General features: G+C 42.8%; 26 protein-coding genes. 6 read left to right on the top strand and 20 right to left on the bottom strand.

Going from position 1 to position 22,731, the window contains the following annotated elements:
* Positions 1-118 precede the first annotated feature (118 nt).
* Entirely contained in the window at positions 119-421 is a 303-nt protein-coding gene (locus ACFX4H_RS23465) for a YtpI family protein (RefSeq protein WP_034309143.1), read from the top strand.
* A gap of 27 nt (positions 422-448) precedes the next feature.
* Here the strand turns inward: ACFX4H_RS23465 and ACFX4H_RS23470 are convergent, their stop codons facing one another.
* From ACFX4H_RS23470 to ACFX4H_RS23480, 3 genes are all read right to left on the bottom strand, one after another.
* Positions 449-1,768 carry a DRTGG domain-containing protein gene (locus ACFX4H_RS23470; protein ID WP_034311452.1) on the bottom strand — a complete coding sequence of 440 codons (1,320 nt, stop codon included), beginning with the start codon at positions 1,766-1,768 and terminating at the stop codon, positions 449-451.
* Between the two features lie 71 nt (positions 1,769-1,839).
* A complete protein-coding gene (locus tag ACFX4H_RS23475) occupies positions 1,840-2,064 on the bottom strand; it encodes a hypothetical protein (protein ID WP_034309145.1) in 225 nt (74 codons plus the stop codon).
* A gap of 894 nt (positions 2,065-2,958) precedes the next feature.
* On the bottom strand, positions 2,959-3,639 hold the full coding sequence (locus tag ACFX4H_RS23480; RefSeq protein WP_328138629.1) for a metal-dependent hydrolase: 681 nt from the start codon (positions 3,637-3,639) through the stop codon (positions 2,959-2,961).
* 118 nt (positions 3,640-3,757) lie between these two features.
* On the opposite strand from ACFX4H_RS23480, the gene ACFX4H_RS23485 reads away from it, so the two are divergent.
* Positions 3,758-4,855 carry a M24 family metallopeptidase gene (locus ACFX4H_RS23485; RefSeq protein ID WP_034309151.1) on the top strand — a complete coding sequence of 366 codons (1,098 nt, stop codon included), beginning with the start codon at positions 3,758-3,760 and terminating at the stop codon, positions 4,853-4,855.
* A gap of 82 nt (positions 4,856-4,937) precedes the next feature.
* Here ACFX4H_RS23485 and ACFX4H_RS23490 read toward each other — a convergent pair whose 3' ends face one another.
* Complete coding sequence (locus tag ACFX4H_RS23490) at positions 4,938-5,507, bottom strand: hypothetical protein (RefSeq protein WP_328138630.1); 570 nt, start codon at positions 5,505-5,507, stop codon at positions 4,938-4,940.
* Positions 5,508-5,737: 230 nt separating this feature from the next.
* Between ACFX4H_RS23490 and ACFX4H_RS23495 the strand changes: the two genes are divergently transcribed.
* Positions 5,738-6,175 (top strand): universal stress protein, encoded by a 438-nt coding sequence (locus ACFX4H_RS23495; protein ID WP_034311454.1) that lies wholly within the window; start codon positions 5,738-5,740, stop codon positions 6,173-6,175.
* A gap of 52 nt (positions 6,176-6,227) precedes the next feature.
* Here ACFX4H_RS23495 and argH read toward each other — a convergent pair whose 3' ends face one another.
* Positions 6,228-7,607, bottom strand: coding sequence for an argininosuccinate lyase (gene argH / locus ACFX4H_RS23500; protein ID WP_377436356.1), 1,380 nt, complete (start codon positions 7,605-7,607; stop codon positions 6,228-6,230).
* Positions 7,604-8,809, bottom strand: coding sequence for an argininosuccinate synthase (locus ACFX4H_RS23505; protein WP_034309158.1), 1,206 nt, complete (start codon positions 8,807-8,809; stop codon positions 7,604-7,606). The genes argH and ACFX4H_RS23505 overlap by 4 nt, the downstream gene beginning before the upstream one ends.
* Positions 8,810-9,022: 213 nt before the next feature.
* Here ACFX4H_RS23505 and ACFX4H_RS23510 point away from each other — a divergent pair, with 213 nt between their 5' ends.
* Positions 9,023-9,337 (top strand): hypothetical protein, encoded by a 315-nt coding sequence (locus tag ACFX4H_RS23510; protein WP_063590452.1) that lies wholly within the window; start codon positions 9,023-9,025, stop codon positions 9,335-9,337.
* Positions 9,338-9,395: 58 nt separating this feature from the next.
* On the opposite strand, the gene ACFX4H_RS23515 is transcribed toward ACFX4H_RS23510, so the two are convergent.
* The 4 genes from ACFX4H_RS23515 to ACFX4H_RS23530 form a co-directional block, all read right to left on the bottom strand.
* Positions 9,396-9,908, bottom strand: a complete 513-nt coding sequence (locus ACFX4H_RS23515) for a MogA/MoaB family molybdenum cofactor biosynthesis protein (protein WP_034309163.1) — start codon at positions 9,906-9,908, stop codon at positions 9,396-9,398.
* Complete coding sequence (locus ACFX4H_RS23520) at positions 9,905-10,747, bottom strand: EcsC family protein (RefSeq protein ID WP_034309165.1); 843 nt, start codon at positions 10,745-10,747, stop codon at positions 9,905-9,907. The genes ACFX4H_RS23515 and ACFX4H_RS23520 overlap by 4 nt, the downstream gene beginning before the upstream one ends.
* Before the next feature lie 225 nt (positions 10,748-10,972).
* Positions 10,973-12,178, bottom strand: a complete 1,206-nt coding sequence (locus ACFX4H_RS23525; protein WP_328138632.1) for an acetate kinase — start codon at positions 12,176-12,178, stop codon at positions 10,973-10,975.
* A 179-nt stretch (positions 12,179-12,357) separates the two neighbouring features.
* A complete protein-coding gene (locus tag ACFX4H_RS23530) occupies positions 12,358-13,344 on the bottom strand; it encodes a class I SAM-dependent methyltransferase (RefSeq protein ID WP_034309170.1) in 987 nt (328 codons plus the stop codon).
* A 418-nt stretch (positions 13,345-13,762) separates the two neighbouring features.
* On the opposite strand from ACFX4H_RS23530, the gene ACFX4H_RS23535 reads away from it, so the two are divergent.
* On the top strand, positions 13,763-14,077 hold the full coding sequence (locus ACFX4H_RS23535; RefSeq protein WP_241634851.1) for a hypothetical protein: 315 nt from the start codon (positions 13,763-13,765) through the stop codon (positions 14,075-14,077).
* A gap of 185 nt (positions 14,078-14,262) precedes the next feature.
* Here the strand turns inward: ACFX4H_RS23535 and tpx are convergent, their stop codons facing one another.
* The 5 genes from tpx to sppA form a co-directional block, all read right to left on the bottom strand.
* Entirely contained in the window at positions 14,263-14,763 is a 501-nt protein-coding gene (tpx, locus tag ACFX4H_RS23540; protein ID WP_034309176.1) for a thiol peroxidase, read from the bottom strand.
* Between the two features lie 178 nt (positions 14,764-14,941).
* Positions 14,942-15,442 carry a GerW family sporulation protein gene (gene ytfJ, locus ACFX4H_RS23545; protein ID WP_048677933.1) on the bottom strand — a complete coding sequence of 167 codons (501 nt, stop codon included), beginning with the start codon at positions 15,440-15,442 and terminating at the stop codon, positions 14,942-14,944.
* A gap of 16 nt (positions 15,443-15,458) precedes the next feature.
* Positions 15,459-16,151, bottom strand: a complete 693-nt coding sequence (locus ACFX4H_RS23550) for a DUF2953 domain-containing protein (protein WP_328138634.1) — start codon at positions 16,149-16,151, stop codon at positions 15,459-15,461.
* Between the two features lie 99 nt (positions 16,152-16,250).
* Positions 16,251-16,790 (bottom strand): RDD family protein, encoded by a 540-nt coding sequence (locus ACFX4H_RS23555; protein ID WP_241634855.1) that lies wholly within the window; start codon positions 16,788-16,790, stop codon positions 16,251-16,253.
* Positions 16,791-16,802: 12 nt separating this feature from the next.
* Positions 16,803-17,804 carry a signal peptide peptidase SppA gene (gene sppA, locus ACFX4H_RS23560; protein WP_034309182.1) on the bottom strand — a complete coding sequence of 334 codons (1,002 nt, stop codon included), beginning with the start codon at positions 17,802-17,804 and terminating at the stop codon, positions 16,803-16,805.
* A 206-nt stretch (positions 17,805-18,010) separates the two neighbouring features.
* Here sppA and ACFX4H_RS23565 point away from each other — a divergent pair, with 206 nt between their 5' ends.
* The gene (locus tag ACFX4H_RS23565; protein ID WP_377436359.1) at positions 18,011-18,811 is read left to right on the top strand and encodes an NAD kinase; all 801 of its coding nucleotides are present in this window, start codon (positions 18,011-18,013) and stop codon (positions 18,809-18,811) included.
* Between the two features lie 262 nt (positions 18,812-19,073).
* Here ACFX4H_RS23565 and ACFX4H_RS23570 read toward each other — a convergent pair whose 3' ends face one another.
* The 5 genes from ACFX4H_RS23570 to ACFX4H_RS23590 are packed head-to-tail and all read right to left on the bottom strand — an operon-like array spanning position 19,074 to position 22,660.
* A complete protein-coding gene (locus ACFX4H_RS23570; protein WP_377436357.1) occupies positions 19,074-19,844 on the bottom strand; it encodes a TatD family hydrolase in 771 nt (256 codons plus the stop codon).
* Between the two features lie 18 nt (positions 19,845-19,862).
* Positions 19,863-20,600, bottom strand: coding sequence for an ABC transporter ATP-binding protein (locus tag ACFX4H_RS23575; protein ID WP_283867966.1), 738 nt, complete (start codon positions 20,598-20,600; stop codon positions 19,863-19,865).
* Positions 20,590-21,372 (bottom strand): ABC transporter permease, encoded by a 783-nt coding sequence (locus tag ACFX4H_RS23580; RefSeq protein WP_053535931.1) that lies wholly within the window; start codon positions 21,370-21,372, stop codon positions 20,590-20,592. The genes ACFX4H_RS23575 and ACFX4H_RS23580 overlap by 11 nt, the downstream gene beginning before the upstream one ends.
* Positions 21,369-21,653: a thiamine-binding protein gene (locus tag ACFX4H_RS23585; RefSeq protein WP_034309193.1), complete on the bottom strand. Its 285-nt coding sequence runs from the start codon at positions 21,651-21,653 to the stop codon at positions 21,369-21,371. The genes ACFX4H_RS23580 and ACFX4H_RS23585 overlap by 4 nt, the downstream gene beginning before the upstream one ends.
* A gap of 11 nt (positions 21,654-21,664) precedes the next feature.
* Positions 21,665-22,660 carry an ABC transporter substrate-binding protein gene (locus tag ACFX4H_RS23590; protein WP_323602930.1) on the bottom strand — a complete coding sequence of 332 codons (996 nt, stop codon included), beginning with the start codon at positions 22,658-22,660 and terminating at the stop codon, positions 21,665-21,667.
* Positions 22,661-22,731: the final 71 nt, after the last annotated feature.

Below are 22,731 nucleotides of genomic sequence, written 5' to 3' on the forward strand. Positions count from 1 at the left end.
TTTCATTTAATCAAAAAATTGCGGAAATAGGAAGACTCATCTTGTTTACTGTGGCATTCTCTTTCATTTCCCGCTACAATAAAAAGGTACATATGTTAAATTGGGGGAATTTCAAACGATGCCTATTCTTGTCACCTTGATCGTTCTTTCACTAGGGGTCTATCTGTTTTATAAAATCAAATCGGTCCGAACCAGAATGCCGATGGAGAAAAAGTGGATTTCAGGGAAGTCTTCCATTGCCCTCGGTGCGTTTGTCGCACTATTCGGAATCAATCAGCTTTTTCTATTCCACACGACCATCACTTATATCATTGCCGCCGTTTTCATCTTCGTTGGCTTATTCAGTATTTGGGGCGGCTATAAAATGTATAAATTTTATTTGCCGCATGCAATCGAAGAAGCTGCAAATCAAAAAGGATAATCGAATTTCGATTATCCTTTTTATTTTTCATGATCGGTCCAGCAATTGACAAGTCAACATCGCCTTGCCGACAAGTTTGCCTTGGTTAAACACCTCGACATCGACTTTTCCGAATTTACGTCCTACATCAAGAACACGGGGATGGATTTCAAGCGTACTGTCAATCTGGACTGGCTTGATGAAGTAGATCGTCATGTTTTCCACGACCAAGTCACCGCGCTTATAGCTTCTAAGTGCTCGATTTGCCGAGTCGGTGACCAATGTCGTGAACACACCGCTTGAAATGGTACCAAGGTAATTGGTCATCTGCGGGGTGACGCCATAGTTATACACTTCCTCGCCCTTGCCGCGATTCGAAGTCATCACAAGCTGGCTGGTGATCGTATCGTCGATCGTTTCGCCGACCTGAGGCTGCCTTTGACTCATTTGCAATGCCTTCAGCACATCCTGCCTGCTCACGATACCCTTTAGGATATGACTGTCATTCACGACCGGGATTAACTCGATCCCTTCCCAAACCATCATATGTGCAGAAGATGCCACACTCATTTTATCGCCTACGGTCATCGGGTTTTTCGTCATCACCTTATCGATGAGAGTCATCTCTTCCTGTCCGATGATATCTTTTGATGTGACCATTCCTTGAACCTTCATATTGTCATCGACAACAGGGAAACGGCTATGCCCCGATTCCTGATTCAGTTCATGCCAGGTCTGAACCCGGTCACCCACTGTCAAAAAGGTCGTTTCCTGTACGGGTGTCAAAATATCCTCCACCAGCAAGATTTCCTTTTTGATCAATTGGTCATAAATCGCCCGATTGATCATCGTTGCGACGGTAAACGTATCGTAACTCGTTGAGATGACAGGCATCTCCAATTCATCGGCTAACCTTTTAACGGGCTCTTCAGTATCGAATCCCCCAGTGATCAGCACCGCTGCACCCGCTTTTAACGCGTGCTCATGGGCCTGTGTACGGTTCCCGACGATCAGCAGGTTTCCTGCCCCCGTATATCTCATCATGGCATCCAGCTTCATCGCCCCGATGACGAATTTATTTAATGTCTTATGAAGTCCCGTTTTCCCTCCAAGAACTTGTCCGTCAACAATATTGACTACCTCTGCAAAAGTGAGCTTTTCAATATTCTCTTTTTTCTTTTTCTCAATGCGGATCGTGCCTACCCGCTCAATCGAGCTCACGTATCCCTGGTTCTCCGCCTCTTTAATTGCCCGGTATGCCGTACCTTCACTAACATTCAATGCTTTCGCTATTTGACGGACGGAAATCTTTTCGCCGACAGGGAGCCCATCGATATGTTTCAATATTTGTTCATGCTTTGTAGCCAAGCGCTTCACCCTTTTCACGGTATTCCTATTCTCCATTATAAGGTCAAAGAGCCTAGTTTATCAAACAACTACTAGTATTGGCGCAACCTTTTGTATTCCGGCTGTCGTTTTACCTTTTGTTTCTTAGGAGAATATAGTATGCCCGTCAAGTTTCCAGCTACCGCCAACAATGCAAACAACAGCCAGGATCCAGCAAACAGACCCTCCAGACCGCCACTTTCCAACGACAAGCGCGGCACGGCATAATACAGCATCACACCGCATAAAAGCAAACACAGTAATAACCTCTGTTTCATCCAATCCCCCCTTTTTTTTCATCTATTCATTTTATGCCTGTGAAAGAAAAAAAGACTTGGCTGCTTAGCGAGAGTTTACTTTCAGATAGATTCACTTTGAATGGATTCTTTTTTCATAAAAGAGGGGTTCATTTACTCGATATACATAAGGAGGGATTAGTTTTGTTAAACATATCCATTCAATAATAGTTGCTTTGAGCGACCTAACTATAGTTGGATGTTCCGAAGCAGGTACCAAAGCGGCAGTCAATGGAGAGGAAAATGATTCTAAACAGACAGATAATAAAGAAGTGTCAGAAATAAAAATGAAGTTTAGAAAAGAAACTCACTGTACGAGGTAGTTTGCAAGGAAAACAGGAAGCAGTAGTATTGGTAAAACACCAATCATCACTTGGTCCACAGCGGTGCAGACAAACACACCAGCAACCACGACTTTCCCATGCAGTAGATTTTGGAAACTGGACGCCATCTCGATAATGAGATGTACGGAAGTGTATATGTAAAATAATGAACTTGACTTATTTTCCTAAAGTTCTCCTTTTCTAATAAAAAACAAAAAGTCTTTAGTAAAGGCGGATATAAATTGTTAAGTCTTAATGGAGAAAGAAACCGTCAACTTACAAACCTTCCAAAACTGAGGGCAATTGGGTTTCTCTCTTAGATTTAAGAGTTGATTGGAGCGGGTGTGCGAGACTCCTGCGGGAATGCGAGTCCAAGGGAGACCCCGCAGGAGCAAAAGCGCCAAGGAGGCTCCCGGACCGCCCGCGGAAAGCGAGTGCCTGCAGTGGAAAGAAACGGTTAAATTTTACAAACCTAAAAAAAACTGTCGACACACTCCATTATCATCGAGCTTATCTATAGTCTGACGGAAGCCCCTGCAGGCTCCCGCTCCTTTTAAAAGTCTATTTCATCCCCGGCTTCCATGATCAGTCCATTTTCCTCTTCAAGCAGGTCGAGGAATTTTCCAGGATTCTGTTTGATGACAGGGAAAGTATTGTAATGAATCGGCACGACTTGTTTGGCTTGAAGGAATTTCGCTGCAAGTGCTGCATCTTCCGGGCCCATGGTGTAATTGTCGCCGATAGGCAAGAATGCCAAGTCAATCGGATGTCGTTCCCCGATCAGTTTCATATCGGAAAATACCGCTGTATCCCCTGCATGATAGATCGTTTTCCCTTCTATCGTAAGCAATATTCCAGCAGGCATTCCTAAATAAATGATTTGCCCCTCTCCATTATTGAATCCCGTTCCATGGAAAGCTGGCGTCAGTTTCACTTTTCCAAAGTCGAACTCGAAAGCTCCGCCGATGCTCATCCCGTGGGTCCTGACCCCTTGAGCACCCAGGTAATCGGCAATCTCTGCAATGCCGATGACAAGCGCATCATGCCTTTTGGCCAATTCAACCGTATCACCGACGTGGTCATTATGGCCATGTGTTAAGATGATCACATCCGGTTTCACATCTTCCACCTTCAAATCGGTCAATTCGTTTCCAGTAATGAATGGATCGATTAAAATCGTTTTACCATTCGTTTCGACTTTTACAACTGCATGTCCATGAAAAGATACTTTCATTTTTGATGCTCCCTTCCCATACCAACAATTTTTTTATGTAGCTTTCTTAGGCCTTTCCCATTTACTATACTTTTAAATATTGCTAAGGTAATTATATCTTATTAATGGAGGTACCGTCATGAATGAACGTTTGAAAGAACTACAAACTTGGCTACAGGCGAATGAGGCTGAAGCCGCTTTACTTACATCTACAGAGAGCATCTTCTATTTGAGCGGGTTTTTTAGTGATCCTCATGAAAGACTGCTGGCACTTGCCATTTTTGCAAATGCCGAACCTTTCCTTGTCTGCCCGCAGATGGAAGTTCCGGATGCTAAACAAGCTGGATGGGATGGAGATATCATCGGTTACACCGACATTGAAAACCCTTGGGGAAAAGTTGAGCAGGCAGTCAAGGATCGCGGTTTAACCATTCATACAATGGCCATTGAAAAAGAGCATATGAATGTGGAGCGTTATGAAAAGGTCCAACAACACTTCGGAGCACCGAAGCTTGTTTCCGCAGAAGAAAAACTTCAAAAGATGCGAATGATCAAATCGGAAGATGAAATGGTCAAAATCCGTGAAGCATGCCGCCTTGCCGACTTTGCGATAGAAGTGGGTGTCAGCGAAATTCACGAAGGTAAAACGGAAATGGAAATCCTTGCAGCGGTTGAATACGAATTGAAAAAGGCCGGAGTGAGCCAAATGTCTTTCTCCACCATGGTCCTGACTGGTAAAAATGGCGCTTCCCCGCATGGCACACCTGGGAATACGAAAGTTCAGCGCGGCGACCTTGTCCTCTTTGACCTTGGCGTCGTTCATGAAGGGTACTGCTCTGACATTACTAGAACGGTTGCTTACGGAGATATCAATGATAAACAGGCAGAAATATATGAAACTGTACGTAGAGCACAAGAAGCTGCCGTTGCAGCCAGTAAACCTGGTGTATCCTGTTCCGAGATAGACTTGACGGCCAGAAACATCATCAGGGATAAAGGATACGGTGAATTCTTCCCGCACAGGCTCGGCCACGGACTTGGGATCAGTGTCCATGAGTATCCATCCTTGACTGAAACGAATTCACTCGAACTTCAATCCGGAATGGTTTATACCATCGAACCTGGCATATATGTTCCAAATGTTGCAGGTGTCAGGATTGAAGATGATCTATTGATCACCGATGCCGGCTGTGAGGTTTTGACCAAATTCCCGAAGAGCCTGCAAATCATAAAGTGATAATGCATGAACCATTTAATATAACGAAATCCGAATACCCCCGCCTTTCATTTAAGACGGGGGTATTTATCCAACATATCAACTAATCGGTCCGCAGTTCATACTTCATTGCTTTATCACTGCCGTCAAACCAAATGACCAGCCATTCACTATCTATTCTTATTATTCCCCTCTCGGCACCGAGATAATAAACAACATTATCTTCCTCTTTAAAATATTCCGTTTCTGTTGGAGACCCTAAAAGGGTGAACACTTCATCTTTTGTCATGCCTATCAATTCATGTTCATTGATTAAGTCATCTACCAGGTAGACTCTTCCTTCAACATCATTTAACCATCTTTCAGTGGTGAACCTTAATTCAGATTCATTTACCCCTAACATAACCACACAAAGAACCAGAAGGGCAAAGCCAAGGCTTGATATGACTATAAATCTAATTTTGATTTTCCTTTTATTATGCTTATTGGTATATTTCCATGAAATCCTTTGAAAAAATAGTAATAGTATAAATGGAAGCAGCAGTGCTGATATACTCATTAAACTGATCGTAGCATGTACAAAATTGATGTAAGAAATAAAAATGAAATAGATCAAAGCATACAAAAGCACGTATAAATATAATGCATAGTTTACTATTTTTGAAACACTCAAAGAAAAAAACTCCCCTCTCACATTAGAGGTTACCATAAATAAACAAATAAGGTAAAAAGAATAGATATTCGTCATGCAATGATTCATCACATCATAATAAGGTTGGAATCATATAATTTCCAGATTATTGGCATAAACATTCGCTAATTTGTTACAATTGAAATCAGATCCATAAGGTAAATCATTGTATAATAGGAATGAAATAGAAGGAGGAGATTCACTTGAATAGTATAGATTATAAAAATATTCTTGTAGCAGTGGACGGCTCGGAAGAAGCAGAGTGGGCCTTAAAAAAGGCCATCTACTTAGCAAAACTCAGTGATGCTACCCTTGTGCTCACACACATCGTGGATACAAGGAATTTCCCTACTGTCGAAGCTTATGATATGACTATCCGTGATCACTCTGAAACCTTTGCCAATGAGCTATTGGACAAGTATAAAACGGAAGCCATTGCCTCCGGGATTACAAAGGTCCAAACAGAAGTTGCCTATGGTTCTCCTAAAGTTCAAATTCCAAGGGATTTAGCGAAAAAGCATTCGATCGATTTAATTGTCTGCGGTGCAACAGGCCTTAATGCAGTCGAACGTTTCCTTATCGGCAGCGTGTCGGAAGGCATCGTTCGCCATTCAAACTGTGATGTAATGGTCGTACGTACGAATCAATAAGAGAAAATGATAAAAAGCTCGTTCGCCAAATTGGTGAACGAGCTTTTTCCTGTTATTCACTTACCAGTTTTTCCGCTTTTTCAATCGCCAGCAGGACTTGGGCAAAACCTGTACCGCCCGCACTGTTACGGCGTTTAACTGCCTCATAAGGATTTAATGCATCATAAATACCCTGATCAAACAACTCGGAAGCTTCCTGGAATTGTTCAATGCTCAGGTCGACTAAATAGCAGCCATTTTGGACACAGAACAATACAAGCTTCCCGACCACTTCGTGCGCCTCACGGAAAGGCATTCCCTTTGAAGCCAGGTAATCAGCTAATTCCGTCGCATTCGAGAAGTCATTTTTTGTTGCTTTTTCCATTACGTCCGTTTTCACTTTCATCGTTGAAATCATCCCGGCAAATATTTTAAGTGAACCAACAATGGTCTTAACCGTATCAAAAACGCCTTCTTTATCTTCTTGCATATCTTTGTTATAAGCAAGCGGCAGTCCTTTCAAAACAGTCAATAACCCCGTTAGGTTCCCATAAACCCGTCCTGTTTTACCACGGATCAATTCCGCCATATCAGGGTTTTTCTTTTGCGGCATGATGCTGCTTCCAGTGGAAAACGCATCATCCAATTCAATGAATTGGAATTCCTGGCTTGACCAGAGAATGATTTCTTCGCTGAAACGGGATAAATGCATCATCATTGTGGCGCTGTTGCTCATGAATTCAATGGCAAAATCACGATCACTTACCGCATCAAGGCTGTTTTCGTAAATTCCCTCAAACCCCAATAGCTCCGCACTGAGGGCACGGTCAATCGGGAAAGTCGTCCCAGCTAATGCCCCAGCACCCAATGGAGAAATGTTGATTCTTTTGAAACTCTCGGTGAAGCGCTGCTTGTCACGCTCAAGCATCCAAAAATAGGCCATTAAATGGTGGGCAAAAGAAATGGGCTGTGCACGCTGTAAATGTGTATAACCTGGAATCAGTGTTTCCACATTTTTCTTGGATTGTCCCAAAATCGCTATTTGCAAATCATTGATGAGTTCCAGAATCACTTTCGTTTGGTTCCGCATATACAGATGAAGGTCGGTTGCAACTTGGTCATTACGGCTTCTTCCTGTATGAAGCTTTCCGCCAACTGGACCGATTTCGCTTATTAGCATACTTTCCAGGTTGAGGTGGATATCTTCCATCTCAACCTTAAAAGTCAATTCACCCTTCTCAGCTTTTTCCTGTAAACTTTTCAGACCCGCAATGATCTGATCCGCATCTTCTTCAGGTAAAATGCTGCATTGCTTTAACATGGTTACATGAGCTAAACTGCCTTGAATATCTTCAAGTACAAGTTCCTGGTCAAAGGAAATGGAAGCTCCGAACTCATCTACCCATTCTTCGGCAGATTTCGTAAATCTTCCTCCCCAAAGCTTGCTGCTCACACTGTCACCTTCTTGCTATTGACCATGCTGTTCACTTTCGTTGGAAGTCCCCATAGCTTAATGAATCCAACTGCTGCATCATGATCGAATTCGTCCGCTTTTGTATAGGTAGCCAATTTTTCGTCATATAGGGAGTACTCGGATTTTCTTCCTTCAACAATCGCATGACCTTTGAATAGTTTCACACGTACCGTACCCGTTACATTCACTTGTGTTTCTTTCAGGAATGCAGCCAAAGCTTTTTGAAGCGGAGAGAACCAAAGTCCCTCATAAATCAATTCAGTCATTTTCTTCTCGATCACCGGTTTGAAGTGAGCCAGTTCTTTAACAAGCGTGATATCTTCAAGTTCTTTGTGTGCAGCTATCAATGTCATCGCACCAGGAGCTTCATAGACTTCACGTGATTTGATCCCTACTAATCTATTTTCAACGTGATCGATACGTCCAACTCCGTGTTTGCCGGCAATTTGATTCAACTCGACGATCAGGTCAGCCAATTTATAGTTTTTATCATTCAATGTAACCGGCACACCTTGTTCAAAACCAATTTCAATGATATCTGCAGTATCTGGCGTACATTCAAGGCTTGTAGTCAAATCATAGGCCTCTTCCGGCGGAGCTGCCCAAGGATCTTCCAGGATTCCGCATTCGTTACTTCTTCCCCAAAGGTTTTGGTCAATCGAGAACGGGCTCGCCATGCCAATCGGAACGGGAATGCCATTTTTCGCTGCATATTCAATCTCCTCTTCACGAGACCATTTCCAGTCACGAACAGGTGCAAGAACTTGCAAATTAGGGTTCAATGCGGAGATTGATACTTCGAAACGCACTTGGTCATTTCCTTTTCCCGTACAACCGTGCGCAACGGCAACCGCGTTTTCCGCTTCAGCCACTTCCACTAATTTCTTCGCGATCAGCGGACGTGATAAAGCTGATACCAATGGATATTTCCCTTCATACAAAGTATGTGCCTGAAGAGCCGTCAATGCGAATTCATCAGCGAATTCGTCCTTCGCATCAATGACATAGGAACTTACCGCACCAACAGTGATCGCTTTTTCCTTAATGAAATCCAAATCTTTTCCTTCTCCGACATCCAAGCAGCATGCCACAACTTCGTACCCTTGATCTTGTAACCATTTAATTGCAACGGAAGTATCCAAACCTCCGGAATATGCTAAAACAACTTTTTGATTTTCCATTTCCATCGTCCTTTCGTGTGAATAAAAATTCATCGTTTGTTATTTTTATTCATTCTATGATTAGTACTTTATCATCTTTATTAATGAAATACAAGGGGTATTTTAAAGATTTCGCTAAATAATCCCCTATTATTTTCAGGGAATTTACACATTGGATGCTTCCGCGAGAATATAGTAAACTAGGAGTATGATAAATCGAAAAGCGGAGGGCATATGAGAGAACTATTTATCTATGATGAAAGGCTCGGCATCTCCATTCCTGATTTGAATTTGGAGTGGGATGAATATACAAAAGGCGAGCAGCAGCAAATACTCGTACATTGGGAGAATATCAGGGGAAGCATCCCGGACCGCATCAAGGAACTGGAATCCACGATCAACCGAAAGCAGTTCCAGCTCTCCGATGAGAGTAATTTCGCCAAATCATGCCAGCTCAATTCCGAAATTGCGGAACTTGCTTCCATCATCAATGATTTATGGCTTTGGTATCGTGCCAATCAAGCCGTGACGGAAAAGATGCATAATTAAGGCCTATTCCATGCAAAAAAAGCCACAGTTTAAAACTGTGGCTTTTTTTGCATCCCTCTTATAAATCCTTGCGAAGTTCACCGACGACATGTCCCAATTCCGGAAGTATCAATTTATTCATTGCAAGCCGAACCGCCCCTGATGAACCTGGTGTGGAAAAAACGGCTTTGTTGTTCACGACTCCGGCAATTGCCCTGGATAGAATGGCAGCCGCCCCGATATCCTCTTGATAGCTGAGCATTCGGAAAATCTCGCCAAAACCGGGTATTTCCTTAGTCATCAATTCTTTGACCGCCTCGATCGTTACATCCCTTTTGGCGATGCCAGTGCCCCCATTTGTTAATATGACATCAACCATGCCGCTTTGACTTCCAGAAGTGACCGCATCCTGAATCGCCTTCCGCTCATCCTTAACGATTACATATTCCGTCACTTCATGACCACTCGATTTCAATAATTCCTTCATCAGTGCCCCGCTTTTATCCGTTTCTTCATCGCGCGTATCGCTGACGGTTATCACCATGCAGCGAACTGCCTCCGTGACGGCTTTTTTATGATTCTTGACACTCATTCTCCATCAGCCTTCTTTTCCAGTAAATAACGATATTGATAGAACTTCTGGGCAAATTCACTGACATTCCGGGTCATTTGATAATTGGATCCAGCCCCGATGGCCATGCTGATGAACGGTATGCCCCGAACCAGTTTTTTGCGGAAAACGGCAATGGATAATGCTTTCAATAGCTGCTTGAGCGGCTGTTCCATCCATGTAGGGTTTGTCAATTCTTCGATTCCTAAATAAAAATAGTCATCTTCTGCTGTCTGTACCTCACGGATCAATTCTTCCCAGGCTATTCCTTGGAGCCTCTTTGGCATCGCTCCTGCATTGAATACCTTAAGGGCCAGCATCATTTCAAACGGTGTATTCACCTCAACACCATAAGACATCGCAATCAGCTGTACGATCCTGACATTGATGACGGTCATGGCCGGAATATCGCTCCCCAGCAGAAGCAGGCCTCCTGATCCGCTCATCCCGCCTTGTGCAAAAGAATATAAGCGATGCTTAGCGATATGCTGATTGGCTATGTAATTCACCTGATCGATCGATAAGTGATTCAAATCACTCAACGTTTCGATTTCTTCATTAAACACGCGCGCAGATGCTAAAATCCGCTCTCTTGCATCTATTTGAACTTGTGAGCTCTGAACCATGGCATGCAAATGAAAAAGCCAAGTATCAAGCTTTTCAAAAAACTGTTGTTGGACGTTTTCCGGTAGCAGGGCAAACCCCTGCTCCAACCATTTATCATACAATGCAGCAAGATCCGTTGGCTCATATTGATAGAGTTTTTCCTGCCATTCACTAATTTCATTCCAAACTTTCATTTCCCGGTTCGTGAATTCCATGCATCAAGCCTCCTATGTACAGAATTGGTGGATTCTCCCTTAAGTATACCATAGAAGGGAGCATTTCTGAGAATGGATGATGGCGATCCGGCGTTCAAGGATATGGATTGCCAGTACATAATATCAATGAGAAGTCGAATTCCGCTGATGAAAATCGATAGACTTCATTCACTGGAAAGACCCCCTTACCAAAGAGATAAGGAGATCATTATAAAAAACAGGAAGTCATGCTTTCCAGGTTTCTTTCAAAGCTATTTTCACGGTATCCCTGACAATCATGATTTCTTCATTGGTTGGGATGACCATGACTTTGACAGGGGAATAAGGTGTATTGATGAACGCTTCCTTGCCCTTGGTGCGATTGAGATCCTTATCCCAATATACCCCCATGAATTCAAGTCCCTCCAAGATACGCCCTCTAATTGTTTGACTGTTTTCACCGATGCCCGCTGTAAAAATGATGCCGTCCACACCTCCCATTTTAGCTGAATAGGAGCCAATGTACTTGTGAATCCGATCTGCAAATACTTTAAGTGCGAGTTCAGCCCGCTCATTTCCTTTATCCGCTTCAACTTGAATATCGCGCAGGTCGCTGGAAAATCCGGAAAGGGCTAGCATTCCGCTTTCCTTATTCAGGACATCCAGCACTTCATCTGCCGTTTTTCCCGTCTTCTCCATGATATAAGGAATCAGTGCAGGGTCGATGTTCCCTGACCGCGTTCCCATGGTAACACCGGCCAAGGGAGTAAACCCCATTGATGTATCAATCGATTTGCCTCCCTTTATGGCCGTAATGCTTGCACCATTCCCTAAATGGCAGGATATCAATCGAAGCTGTTCAATTGGGCGGCCAATCATTTCGGCAGCACGCTGCGATACATATTTATGTGAAGTACCATGAAACCCATACTTCCTTATTCCGTACTTTTCATAATATTCAAGAGGTAAGCTGTATAAATAGGAACCTGCTGCCATCGTTTGATGGAAGGCGGTATCGAACACCGCAACCGCTGGCACATCATCAAGTATTCGCCTGAAGGCTTGGATCCCGGTGATATTGGCTGGATTATGAAGGGGCGCCAACTCGGAAAGCTTTTCGATTTCCTCTATTACATCCTCCGTGATCAAAACCGATTCACTGAATACCTCACCGCCATGCACCACCCGATGCCCTACGCCATCTATCTCTTCAAAGGAGTCAATGATACGATGGTCAATGAGCTTTTTCAATAAAAGCCCTACAGCCACTTCATGATTGGGTATATCCACCGTTTCAGAAACATTTTCGCCTTCGACGCTTAAAGTGAATGCGGAATTTTTCAAGCCGATTCTTTCTACAATACCTTTTGTAATTACTTTTTCACTAGGCATCTCAAAAAGCTGAAACTTCAATGAAGAGCTGCCCGCATTAATAGCCATGACTTTTGACATCGATCCTGCTCCTTTACCCTAAGTTAGTTCTTCCATATGTATCTCAATGAAGACGTGCAGTGTATTGTACAATCTTATCATGGCATGCGATTACAACCAAATAATAATGAAAAATTGGCCAATCATCACTTTTCCAAAAAAAAATGAAAGCCAATGCCTGCGGCATCAGCTTTCATTGATTATTTTTCCTCTTTAAACCAATCATCCATCTGTTGCATGACAGACCTTGTCGCTTCGAAATCCGACAACTTCGGAAGTTGTACAAGCAATGCCTTCTTCGGAGCTTCGATCCCCTCTTTTTTCTTTTGAAGGATCAGGATGCTTTTGGCTGCCGATTCATTCTTGAACATGGAAAGCGGCAGTTGCACCATCCCTTGGATATGTGTATGCTTCTTCAGGAAATCATTGAGTTTCGGAGCTTCCTCCGAGACGAACAGGTTATTCGGGACAATGAAGAATAGGTGTCCGCCATCCTTCGCGTGTTTAACACCTTGTTCAATAAACAAATGATGTGCATACGAATGTCCCTTGTCGGCCTTCAATTCATATTCAGCTGCACGCACATCATTCGGGTAATAACCAATCGGCAAATCACTGACCACAACATCCGAAGGATCGATGAAAAGTGGCTCCAAGCTGTCCTGATTGAAAAATTCCAGTGGATGTTCTTGCAGGTTGGCACCAGCATAAGCAAGCCTGATCAAGGTTTCATCAATCTCGACACCATATGAAGCGATGTTCTTATCAGTAAGTTGATTCATGATCGCAAATAGTAAGTTCCCCGTCCCAATGGCTGGATCGAGCATGACTATCTCTTTTTGGTCCTTGGTGAATTTACCGACTAAATAGCTGACGAACATGCCGACTGCATCAGGAGTCATATGATGATTCGGCTGAACGCTCTGCTGCATGCCTTTTAAAATGGCAAGCTGATATGCTTTACGGATTGCTTCCTTCTCATATTTCTCTGGTGAAAAATCTGCATAATGCTTCGCTAACCTTTTCTTTGATACTTCACTGATTTCATCCTGCAGGACTTTCCCTTGGAAGAAATTCTCGCCCGTTTCGCCCAAGGCGTCCAGATACGTACATGATAGTTCACTTTGCAATATTTGAGCTGTTTCATCAAATTCATAAAATAATTGTTCAACTGGGGTAGACTTCACTTATTAATTCCTCCTGTTTGCTTCTGTCCCTATTTTAAAGGTAAGAAGAAAGAGATACAAGCCGTACGTCCTGCTCATCATTCTTCGATTATTTAACGTACCGTTTTCCGTTTGATAAGGAATCTCTCGCGCCCACTCCCATTTCAAAAAATTTTAACCATTGGGACGTTGATTTCCACTTCAGGCACTCGCTTTCCGCGGGCGGTCTGCCCTCGGCTTACGCCTGCGGGGTCTCCCCTAGACACGCTTTTCCCGCAGGAGTCTCGTACCTTACGTTCCAAGCAACTTTGTTTTTTGAAATTTAGATAGAAAACCTTTTGTCTAAAACGGGTTGTTTTGTTGCCCTGCATTTTTTTATTACTTGGATAGGCTCAATGAAGGCCCAAACAGAATACGATGCATGAGGTGGTGATCATATATGGATAATCAATATCAAAACTATCATGGGCAGGTTAATCCGATAAATCAGCAACATGATATTCAGTCAGCAGATGAATTTAACAGGCAACAGCAGGGGTTTCAACAAGGTTTTCGACAAGGATTTCGACAAGGGTATCGACAAGGGTATCGAGAAGGTTATCGAGCAGGGCAACAAGCGGGGTTTTTCCCAGGAGGACCAAGACAAATGCCGTCGTGGCCTAATGAAATTGACATAAGAGTTGGAACACCTAATGGTCAGGAATGGTCTGGCAAAGTTGTTTTACCACAAAATGGTCCGACTTTCGAGCCTTAACTGAATCCAGATATAAAAAATGATACCCTTCAATAGAAATGAAATGTATCGATCGACACAACTCCAATGAACATTAAATCCTAAAAAGGACCTGTCCACTTCAACGACAAGGTGTTTATCAACAAGAAAATCAACATTATAACAAAAAACCGGGCACATTGTGCCCGGTTTCTTAAATTCGCATCTTATTTTGCCGCTTTCGCCGCTTCGATTGCACCTTCGTAATTTGGATGGTTGGTACCTTCACTCACATATTCTACATATGTGATTTCATCAGAGCTGTTCACAACGAATACAGAGCGAGCCAATAGACGAAGTTCTTGCATGACGACACCATATGCTTCACCGAATGAAAGGTCACGGTGATCGGAAAGAACTTGAACATTGTCCAAGCCGCTGGCAGCACACCAGCGTTTTTGCGCGAAAGGAAGGTCGTTACTGATCGTCAGTACTTTCACATTATCCAATTTTGCCGCTTCTTCATTGAATTTACGTGTCTGTGCATCACATACGCCTGTATCCACGGATGGAACAACGCTGATAATGCGGACAGAACCTTTGGAGTCGCTTAAAGTAACCGGTGATAAGTCATTAGCCAATACTGTAAAATCAGGTGCTTTGTCCCCAACTTTTAGTTCTTGTCCCACTAAAGTGATCGGGTTGTTTTTAAATGTAACTGAAGCCATTAATAATTCCTCCCTTTTCTGCTATATGTACAAGCATAATAATATTTGTTTTGCCGGAATTTTGCAATTAATTGAATCAGAAAATGTGAATGGTGCTTGTACAAGTTCTGCATCCGAGCTTTTTTGTGTAGTGGAAGAATGCAGCAAAAAGAAAAACTCGGCGGATGCCGAGTCGCAATTAGAAGTCTATATCCTGTTTAGGTTCTTGGTATCTGTTCACAGCTGGTTGACTGCCGCCTTGGTATTGATTATTTTTTTGGTTTTGATTATTGCCTTGCTTTTGATTATTGTCTTTCTTGGATAGCATGGACTGAATCTTATCGACGACTTGAGGAGCTAAATCCATCATTTTTTCTAGAAGGTGCGTCCCTTCATCGAGATGAATCATTTTCACTCCATGGGAACCGACAATCAAAAAGGCAATTGGCGTTATGGAGACTCCACCGCCGCTACCGCCGCCAAAAGGCTGCTTGGAACCGCCTTGCTGTCCTTGATGGTTTCCATCCATCACAAATTCGCTGCCACCGGCTGCAAAACCAAACCCCACTTTGGATACAGTTAAAATGACACTTCCATCCGGTGTTTCTACCGGATCCCCAATGATCGTGTTCACATCGACCATTTCTTTAAGATTTTCCATCGCTTCTTTCATTAAACCTTGAATCGGATGATCTGACATTTAAATTCCCTCCACTCTAGAACGATTGTTTATTGGAATCACCTGATAGCTTCGCTAATTTCCTCGACTTGAAATGCGGCTTTCCGCCTTTCCAATAACGAAGCAGTTTTATTCCAGTCACCATAGCCTGCCCGATTCTGAATTGTAATATGCAGGAAATCGACGTGTTTGCCTGCCATCTCTGAAAGTCGGGTGAAATGGAATAGGAGGGCATGATCCGAAAGTTGAAATAGGTTGTCAGCAAACCGATGATTGAACCTTTAAGTGCCCAGCATGCACCAGTTAAAACACCGGTGTGTGCAGCGTTTTTAGTACCGACCTCACTATGCCAGGTGAATTTTTTGACTTGGACTTTCCCAGCGAATTGACGGACGATCTTATGGAATCCGATTATATGCTGAAGCATTTCCAGTATGTCTGCGAATCCGTCCCGCAAATCTTCGGCCGTGATTTTTTTCTTTTCTTCCTTATTTATTTTTCCGTTCATTTCTTGCTCTTCCTTTACTGCTACGGTTACCAAGTCATCTTCCAATTTCATGACCGGAACCTTGAATGTATAGTGAAAAAGCCCGTACCAAGCTGATAATTTAATATATATTAAGTCATTCGTCTGGACACGTTTGTAGTCGATGGACAGTTTTACTTTAGTGAAAACAACAATAAGCAGCACCAAAATGAGGATACCCATAATCAACAAAAGCCACTTCATGCACCCACACCCCTTCAGCCTATCATTATCGGCATATGCAAAAAAAATAAACCTGCAAAAGCGAAATTCACGCTCTTACAGATTTATGAATGGAAAAAATCATCTTCTGATCAACACAACGCCCGTGTCTGCAAAGACATCATGCAAAGCCTGTTTCTTCGGTAATAGGCCTGCCAAGAGATAGCCAATCCAGGTTACTTTTGAAATATAGCGGCCAATCAGCTCCCTGAACAATATCGTACCCCATGAAATGGTTTTTTTCCCTTCCTTCAAGGCAACGACTTTCAGTCCAAAAATCATCTTTCCTAGGGTTTGATTCCAGAATTTGGTCATCAAAACAAAGTATAGGAAGAATACGACCCCCGTTAAGAAGCCCTCTGCGGAGAACCAAAGGTCATCTGTCCCTTCATAAAATTTAAAGATGGGATGAATCAAAATCCGGTTCAAGCTTCCAATAACCAATAGATCCGCTAAATAGGCCCAAAACCTCATCCAAAAACCAGCAAAATGCACTTTCTTGACTTCGTCATCATCCACGACCTTTTTGGCTGGTGTAAATTCCTGCTGAACGGGAACCTCTTGATCTGCCATTAGATTGGATGAAGCGATTTGTTCATTGTTTTCATTTCGTTCCGTCATCCTTCAGCCCCCCTATTCCGCATACAAATACATTAAGCGTGGAGAATTTGAAGAGGAAAGGATTTTTGTCAAGACTGCCGTTTCCACATCATTTCCCAACATTTTTTGCGCACCCATACTGAATAATGAACCGAAACCTGCTTCATCTGTATAACGGATAACTTGAGCATCCTTTTTACCGATATCCGTTTTCATAGCGGCAATTACATCATCCAAATGGCCGAAATCATCGATAAGATGGTTTTCTTTAGCCTGGCGTCCATCATAAATGCGTCCATCGGCAATTTCCCTTACTTCCTTCTCGGTCATACCGCGGCCGTCTGCAATGATTTTTACAAATTGATCATAAGAATTATCAATCATGTCTTGGAGTATTTCACGTTCTTCCCCAGTCATTTCCCGGGTTGGACTCATAATATCTTTGTGTGGTCCGCTTTTGATGGTTTGGAACTCAACACCATACTTCTTGGCCAATTTCTCGTAATTATAACCCTGCATGATGACTCCAAGTGAACCGGTCATCGTTTCTGGGCTGGCATAAATCTTATCGGCTGGTGCAGAAATATAATATCCGCCTGAAGCAGCCATAGACCCCATTGATACATATACAGGTTTTTTCACTTTCTTGATATCAAGGATCTTTTCATGAATCTCTGCACTTTCGACGACACCGCCGCCTGGAGAATTCACCCGAAGGATGATTCCTTTGATATCGTCATTTTCCTCTGCCATCTTCAGCTTATCCATGAAGGCACGGTGATTATATGTTGTTGAACTAAGTAATGAGGCTTCTCCTGTATCTTGAATCGTGCCCTCTACATCAAATACGGCAATAACATTAGAGTAATCCTCGCCTTCTATGACTTCCTCGTAAAATGCACTTTCGGAAGCAAATAATTCATCAATGATATTTTCCGTATCCGCTGTAAATAGAGTAGTGGCCGCCCCTACAGCAATAGAAACAAAAAATAAAACGGCTGCGATTCCAAGTGCAGCCCAACGCTTTCCATTCATCTGTTTTCCCCCTTAAATATATGTATCCTTCTTACCATACGAACTAATAACAAAAATGTTTCATTCCATGATAAACTAAGACATATAAAATTGTAGCAAAGAATCCTCAAATTGGAAATGAATTGGTCCACTTTGCACAAATTGCATTTATCGTCACCAGGATATAGAAAGCCCTTTCATTACCATACATACTAGGGGGGAACATGATGAACAATCGAAGGAATATTTATTTTTTCCATGCACCGAATGAAGAGATGCTCAGCAAGGTTGAATACTTATCAGACTTGGCGAAGCAACATTCGTATGAAGTCATCCAGGATTTCACAAAAGCGAACATCATCGTAAGCATCGGTGATGACGGCACATTCCTGCAGGCAGCACGTAAAACCGGGTTCAGGGATGACTGTTTATATGCGGGAATTTCCACGACAGGTAACTTGAATATGTATTGCGATTTCCACTTGGAAGACAGTGATAAAATGATTGATGCCATGACAAGGGAGCAAATCGAGGTGCGTAAATATCCAACCATCTCTATCCAATTGGACGATCAGCCCTCCTTCTATGCCCTTAATGAACTCAGTATCCGCTCTTCGATCACCAAAACGTTCATCATGGATATTTTCATTGATCAACTCCATTTTGAAACTTTTCGCGGGGACGGGATCATCATTGCGACTCCGACCGGAAGCACCGCCTATAATAAATCGGTCAATGGGGCCGTTGTCGATCCCCTTCTCCCTTGCTTCCAAGTGAGCGAGCTTGCTTCCGTCAATAATAATACCTATCGGACCCTAGGCTCCTCATTCATTTTAAGCGGTGCTAAGACGTTGACCGTCCACCTTGAACAAAACGGACCAAGCTATCCGATCGTCGGAATGGACAATGAAGCGTTAAGCATCAATCATGTCGAAAAGGTAAAGGTCCGGTTAAGCGGTAAGGTCATCAAGACCGTTAAGCTAAAAGACAATTCCTTTTGGGAAAAGGTTAAAAGGACCTTTCTTTAAACGAAAGGCTGTTTTCACATAATTTGTTGCTATTTACCAGGTAGTGAGTTGTGGTTGATTTCCACTCCAGATGCTCGCTTTCCGCGGGGCGGGCGGTGAGCCTCCTCGGCGTAAACGCCTGTGGGGTCTCACCTGTCCCGCTGCTCCCGCAGGAGTCTCGCACTTCCGCTCCAATCAACCTTAAATAGTTTCGTTTTAAAAACAACAATCTTTACGAAAAGAGCCAAACGAAAAAAGGTACCGGATATGATAACCGGTACCTTTATATATGATAAAAATCTTTCGTATTTTGATAAAGGGCTTCATAGACATCCTCAATCGGCAATCCTTTAATCGAAGCAATTTGACGCACACTTTCATGCATCATGCCGGGATGGGTCCATTCCCCATTGAAAACCCCTTCAAACGGCCATGGTCCATCCGTTTCTATCATCATCAGCTTAAGTGGATAGGCCGAAACTAATTCCTGTATTTCCCTCTCATAACATACATCAGGTGTAATCGAAATGCGGTAGCCCTTTTTGGCCATTCTTTCAACTGTCCGGATATCGCCTTTAAACCAATGAAAGTGTGCCCTTGTGATTTGATGCTTATCCAAAAGGTCGCAAACGATAGGTGCATCGTCATGGACGGCATGAAGGATAACCGGCTTTTCAATCTCTTTAGCTAAGGCCAGGAACCTCTCCAGTATCACTATATATGCTGAGTTATCAATATTGGGGTTTTCCTGCCTTAAGTAATAGGGCAGCCCAACTTCGCCTATCGCAACCATATTGTGACGATGTTCCCGCATCCAGCTCAATAATTCATTCACTTCTTCATCACTGGGGAGGGGCTGCTCTGGATGAAAACCAAAGGCAGGCTTAATTCGTGAATCTTTAAGTGAGAGCTGATAATTGTTAATCGAAGAAGCCAAATTCATGGAAACAGTCAGCAAGGATTCAAGCTGAACCTTTTCCATGTCTTTCAGGATCTGCCTCCGCTTAACAATATCATACTTATCCAAATGGATATGGCTGTCGATGATTCTCAAATGGTATCGCCTCCTTACTTAAGTAGTGAAAGTTGGCTTGAGTGCTGCATATAATTCTCTCTTCAAATGAATAAATTCATCACTAAGAAGCTGTTCTTCTCTTCTTGGCCTGGAAAATGGAACTTTCACTTCTTTGATGACAGCAGCCGGTTTTGCTGATAACACATAAATTCTATCTGATAGGAAAACCGCTTCATCTATGCTGTGAGTGACAAAAAGCACCGACCTCCGATTTTCTTCCCAAACCGACAACAGCCATTGCTGCATTTGCAATCTTGTCAGTTCATCCAAGGCAGAAAAGGGTTCGTCCAGGCACATCAAGTCCTGAGGACTTAAGATACTCCGAATGAATGCGGCCCTTTGCTTCATGCCTCCAGATAATTCATGGGGATATGCTTTATCGTATTCTTCTAAACCAGCTTTCATCAAAAGGTTATTTGCCTTTTCTTTATCTCTGGTCCCAGCAAGTTCACTTCCAAGCAAAACATTTTCCAATACCGTTCTCCATGGTAAAAGGGAAGGCTGCTGAGGCATATAGCTAATATGACCCTTTAAGCCATTTATCTTTTTACCATCCAATGAAATGATGCCATGATCAGGCTTCAAAATTCCGCCGATCAAGTGGAACAATGTACTTTTACCGCTTCCCGATGGTCCAAGGATCGTAACAAATTCCCCATCATTCACATGGAAATTCATATTCTCCAATATATTCTGCTTACCATCGAAAGAATAGGAGACGTCTTTAATTTCCAGCTTCACCCTTTTCGCCCTCCTTTCTCTTCCAAGAAACCAAGTATTTCTCCAGGAAAGTGATGATTCCAAAAAAAATCAGGCTCATTCCCATAATGATGAAAATGGCTACAAACACCCGATCTGTCCTGAACGCTGAAGAAGCGAGAGTCATATAAACACCAATCCCCGATTTTGCCCCAAGCCATTCCGAAATAACCGCACCCATTACACTATAGGTAGCCGAAATTTTCAGGCCGGAGAAAATGAACGGGATCGAGTGAGGAAGTTCCAGCTTCCAAAATAACTGGTTTTTCCCCGCTCCCATCATCTTGAAATAATGCTTAAGCTCGTATGGTGTCTGGCGAAAACCGTCCAATGATGCGACCGCAACCGGAAAAAAACATACAAGTGAAATCACGATTAACTTAGGCAGCATGCCGAAGCCAAACCAGATCACCAAAAGCGGCGCCAAAACAATGATAGGTATATTTTGTGATAGTATGAGCAGAGGATAAACCGCGTCCTTCACACCTGGAAATAGGTGTAGGATGGCCGCGATCAATAAGCCGATACAGCTTCCAATAAAAAATCCCGACAACGCAAGCTCGGTTGTGGATATAAGGTGTCCGTAAAGATTGCGGGACGACTCAATTCCTTCAATGAAAATGGCCGATGGAGCGGGAAGCAGCCATTCTTCAACTTTCAATAAGACTGTCACTGACTCCCATACAATCAGCAACAATAATAAAAGAAAGAAGGGAGCCCCCTTCTTCCAAATTCCCCTTCCGATCATGCCCGATATTTCTCCGTTAACGTATCCATCGTAATCCCGCTTGGCTGATATAATATTTTCACTTGGGAAATGACATTCGGCGATCCTATTTCAATCATTCTTACATTCATTTTTTCTATCACGGCAAAAAGCTCGGAAAGCTCCCCCTCCATTGTCGTTTCAAGCGGGTGAACCTCATACTTGACACCTGATTCTTCAATGATCTTGATTGCTTCATCGACCATAGGGATGACATTTTCCCCTTTAGGAATAATTTGTATACTAATTAATGAATTGGCCATTGTATTTCCTCCTATTTTGGTAAAAATTCATTGGTAAATGCCTTTTCAGGATCGAAATCACCTTCAAGAAGCTTATTTTCAGTCATCCACTCACTGTAATTCTTCCAAATTTCAAGCTTTTGTTCACCCCATCGCGGAGCATCATCCTGATACTTGGCTGCAAGCCACTCCTGGCTTTTCTTCACTAGTTTTGGATCAAGATCCGGTGCAGACTCAATTAACATATCTGCTGCATCATCAGGATTCTTAATCGCAAACTGGTACCCTTTCGAAGCTGCATGAACGAATGCTTTAACAGTCTCGGGATCTTCTTTTATCATCTTTTCATTTGTAGTCAAAACAGGCGTATAGTAATCAAGCTTATCAGAGTATTCGGTTAAGTACACCATATTAAGCTTTTCATTTCGCAACTCAGCCTCAATGCCTGTCCAACCATAATAAATCCAGGCAAAATCTATATCCCTTTTAACCGAAGTGAAAAAATCCATGTCTCCTGTATTGACTATGTCCACTTCATTTACATCCGCATTTTCCTTTTTCATGAGTGAATCAATAATGGCCTTTTCAACCGGAGATCCCCAGCCACCATACGTTTTCCCTTCAAAATCCTTCGGAGTCGTAATGTCCTTAGCCTCAGGGGAAGCGAATCCCGAAGTATTATGCTGGATGACGGCAGCTACCGAAACAATCGGCACACCCTGTACGCGGGCCTGCGTTATCCCCTCTTGATAGCTCACGCCAAATTCAGATTTCCCTGAAGCGACAAGCTTATCAGCTCCAGCTTCACCTGGCATGATAATTTCCACATCAAGACCTTGTTCTTTAAAATAACCTTTTTCCTTGGCTACATACAATCCTGTATGGTTTGTATTCGGTGTCCAATCGAGCACGACCGATACCTTCTTTAATTCTTCATTTTTAGATACTTCTTCTTTTTCATTAGTTCCGCCTGCTCCGCATCCAGCTAAAAGGAAGAACGAAGTTAACAGTGGTAAGAATTTATTCAAGTCATTATCCTCCTACACATCTTATAAGATTCATATGCCGGAACCATGATGGGGCTCCAGGGCTATTCAAA

Source organism: Peribacillus sp. YIM B13477 (assembly GCF_042787955.1).
GTDB classification, from domain to species: Bacteria; Bacillota; Bacilli; order Bacillales; family DSM-1321; genus Peribacillus; species Peribacillus frigoritolerans.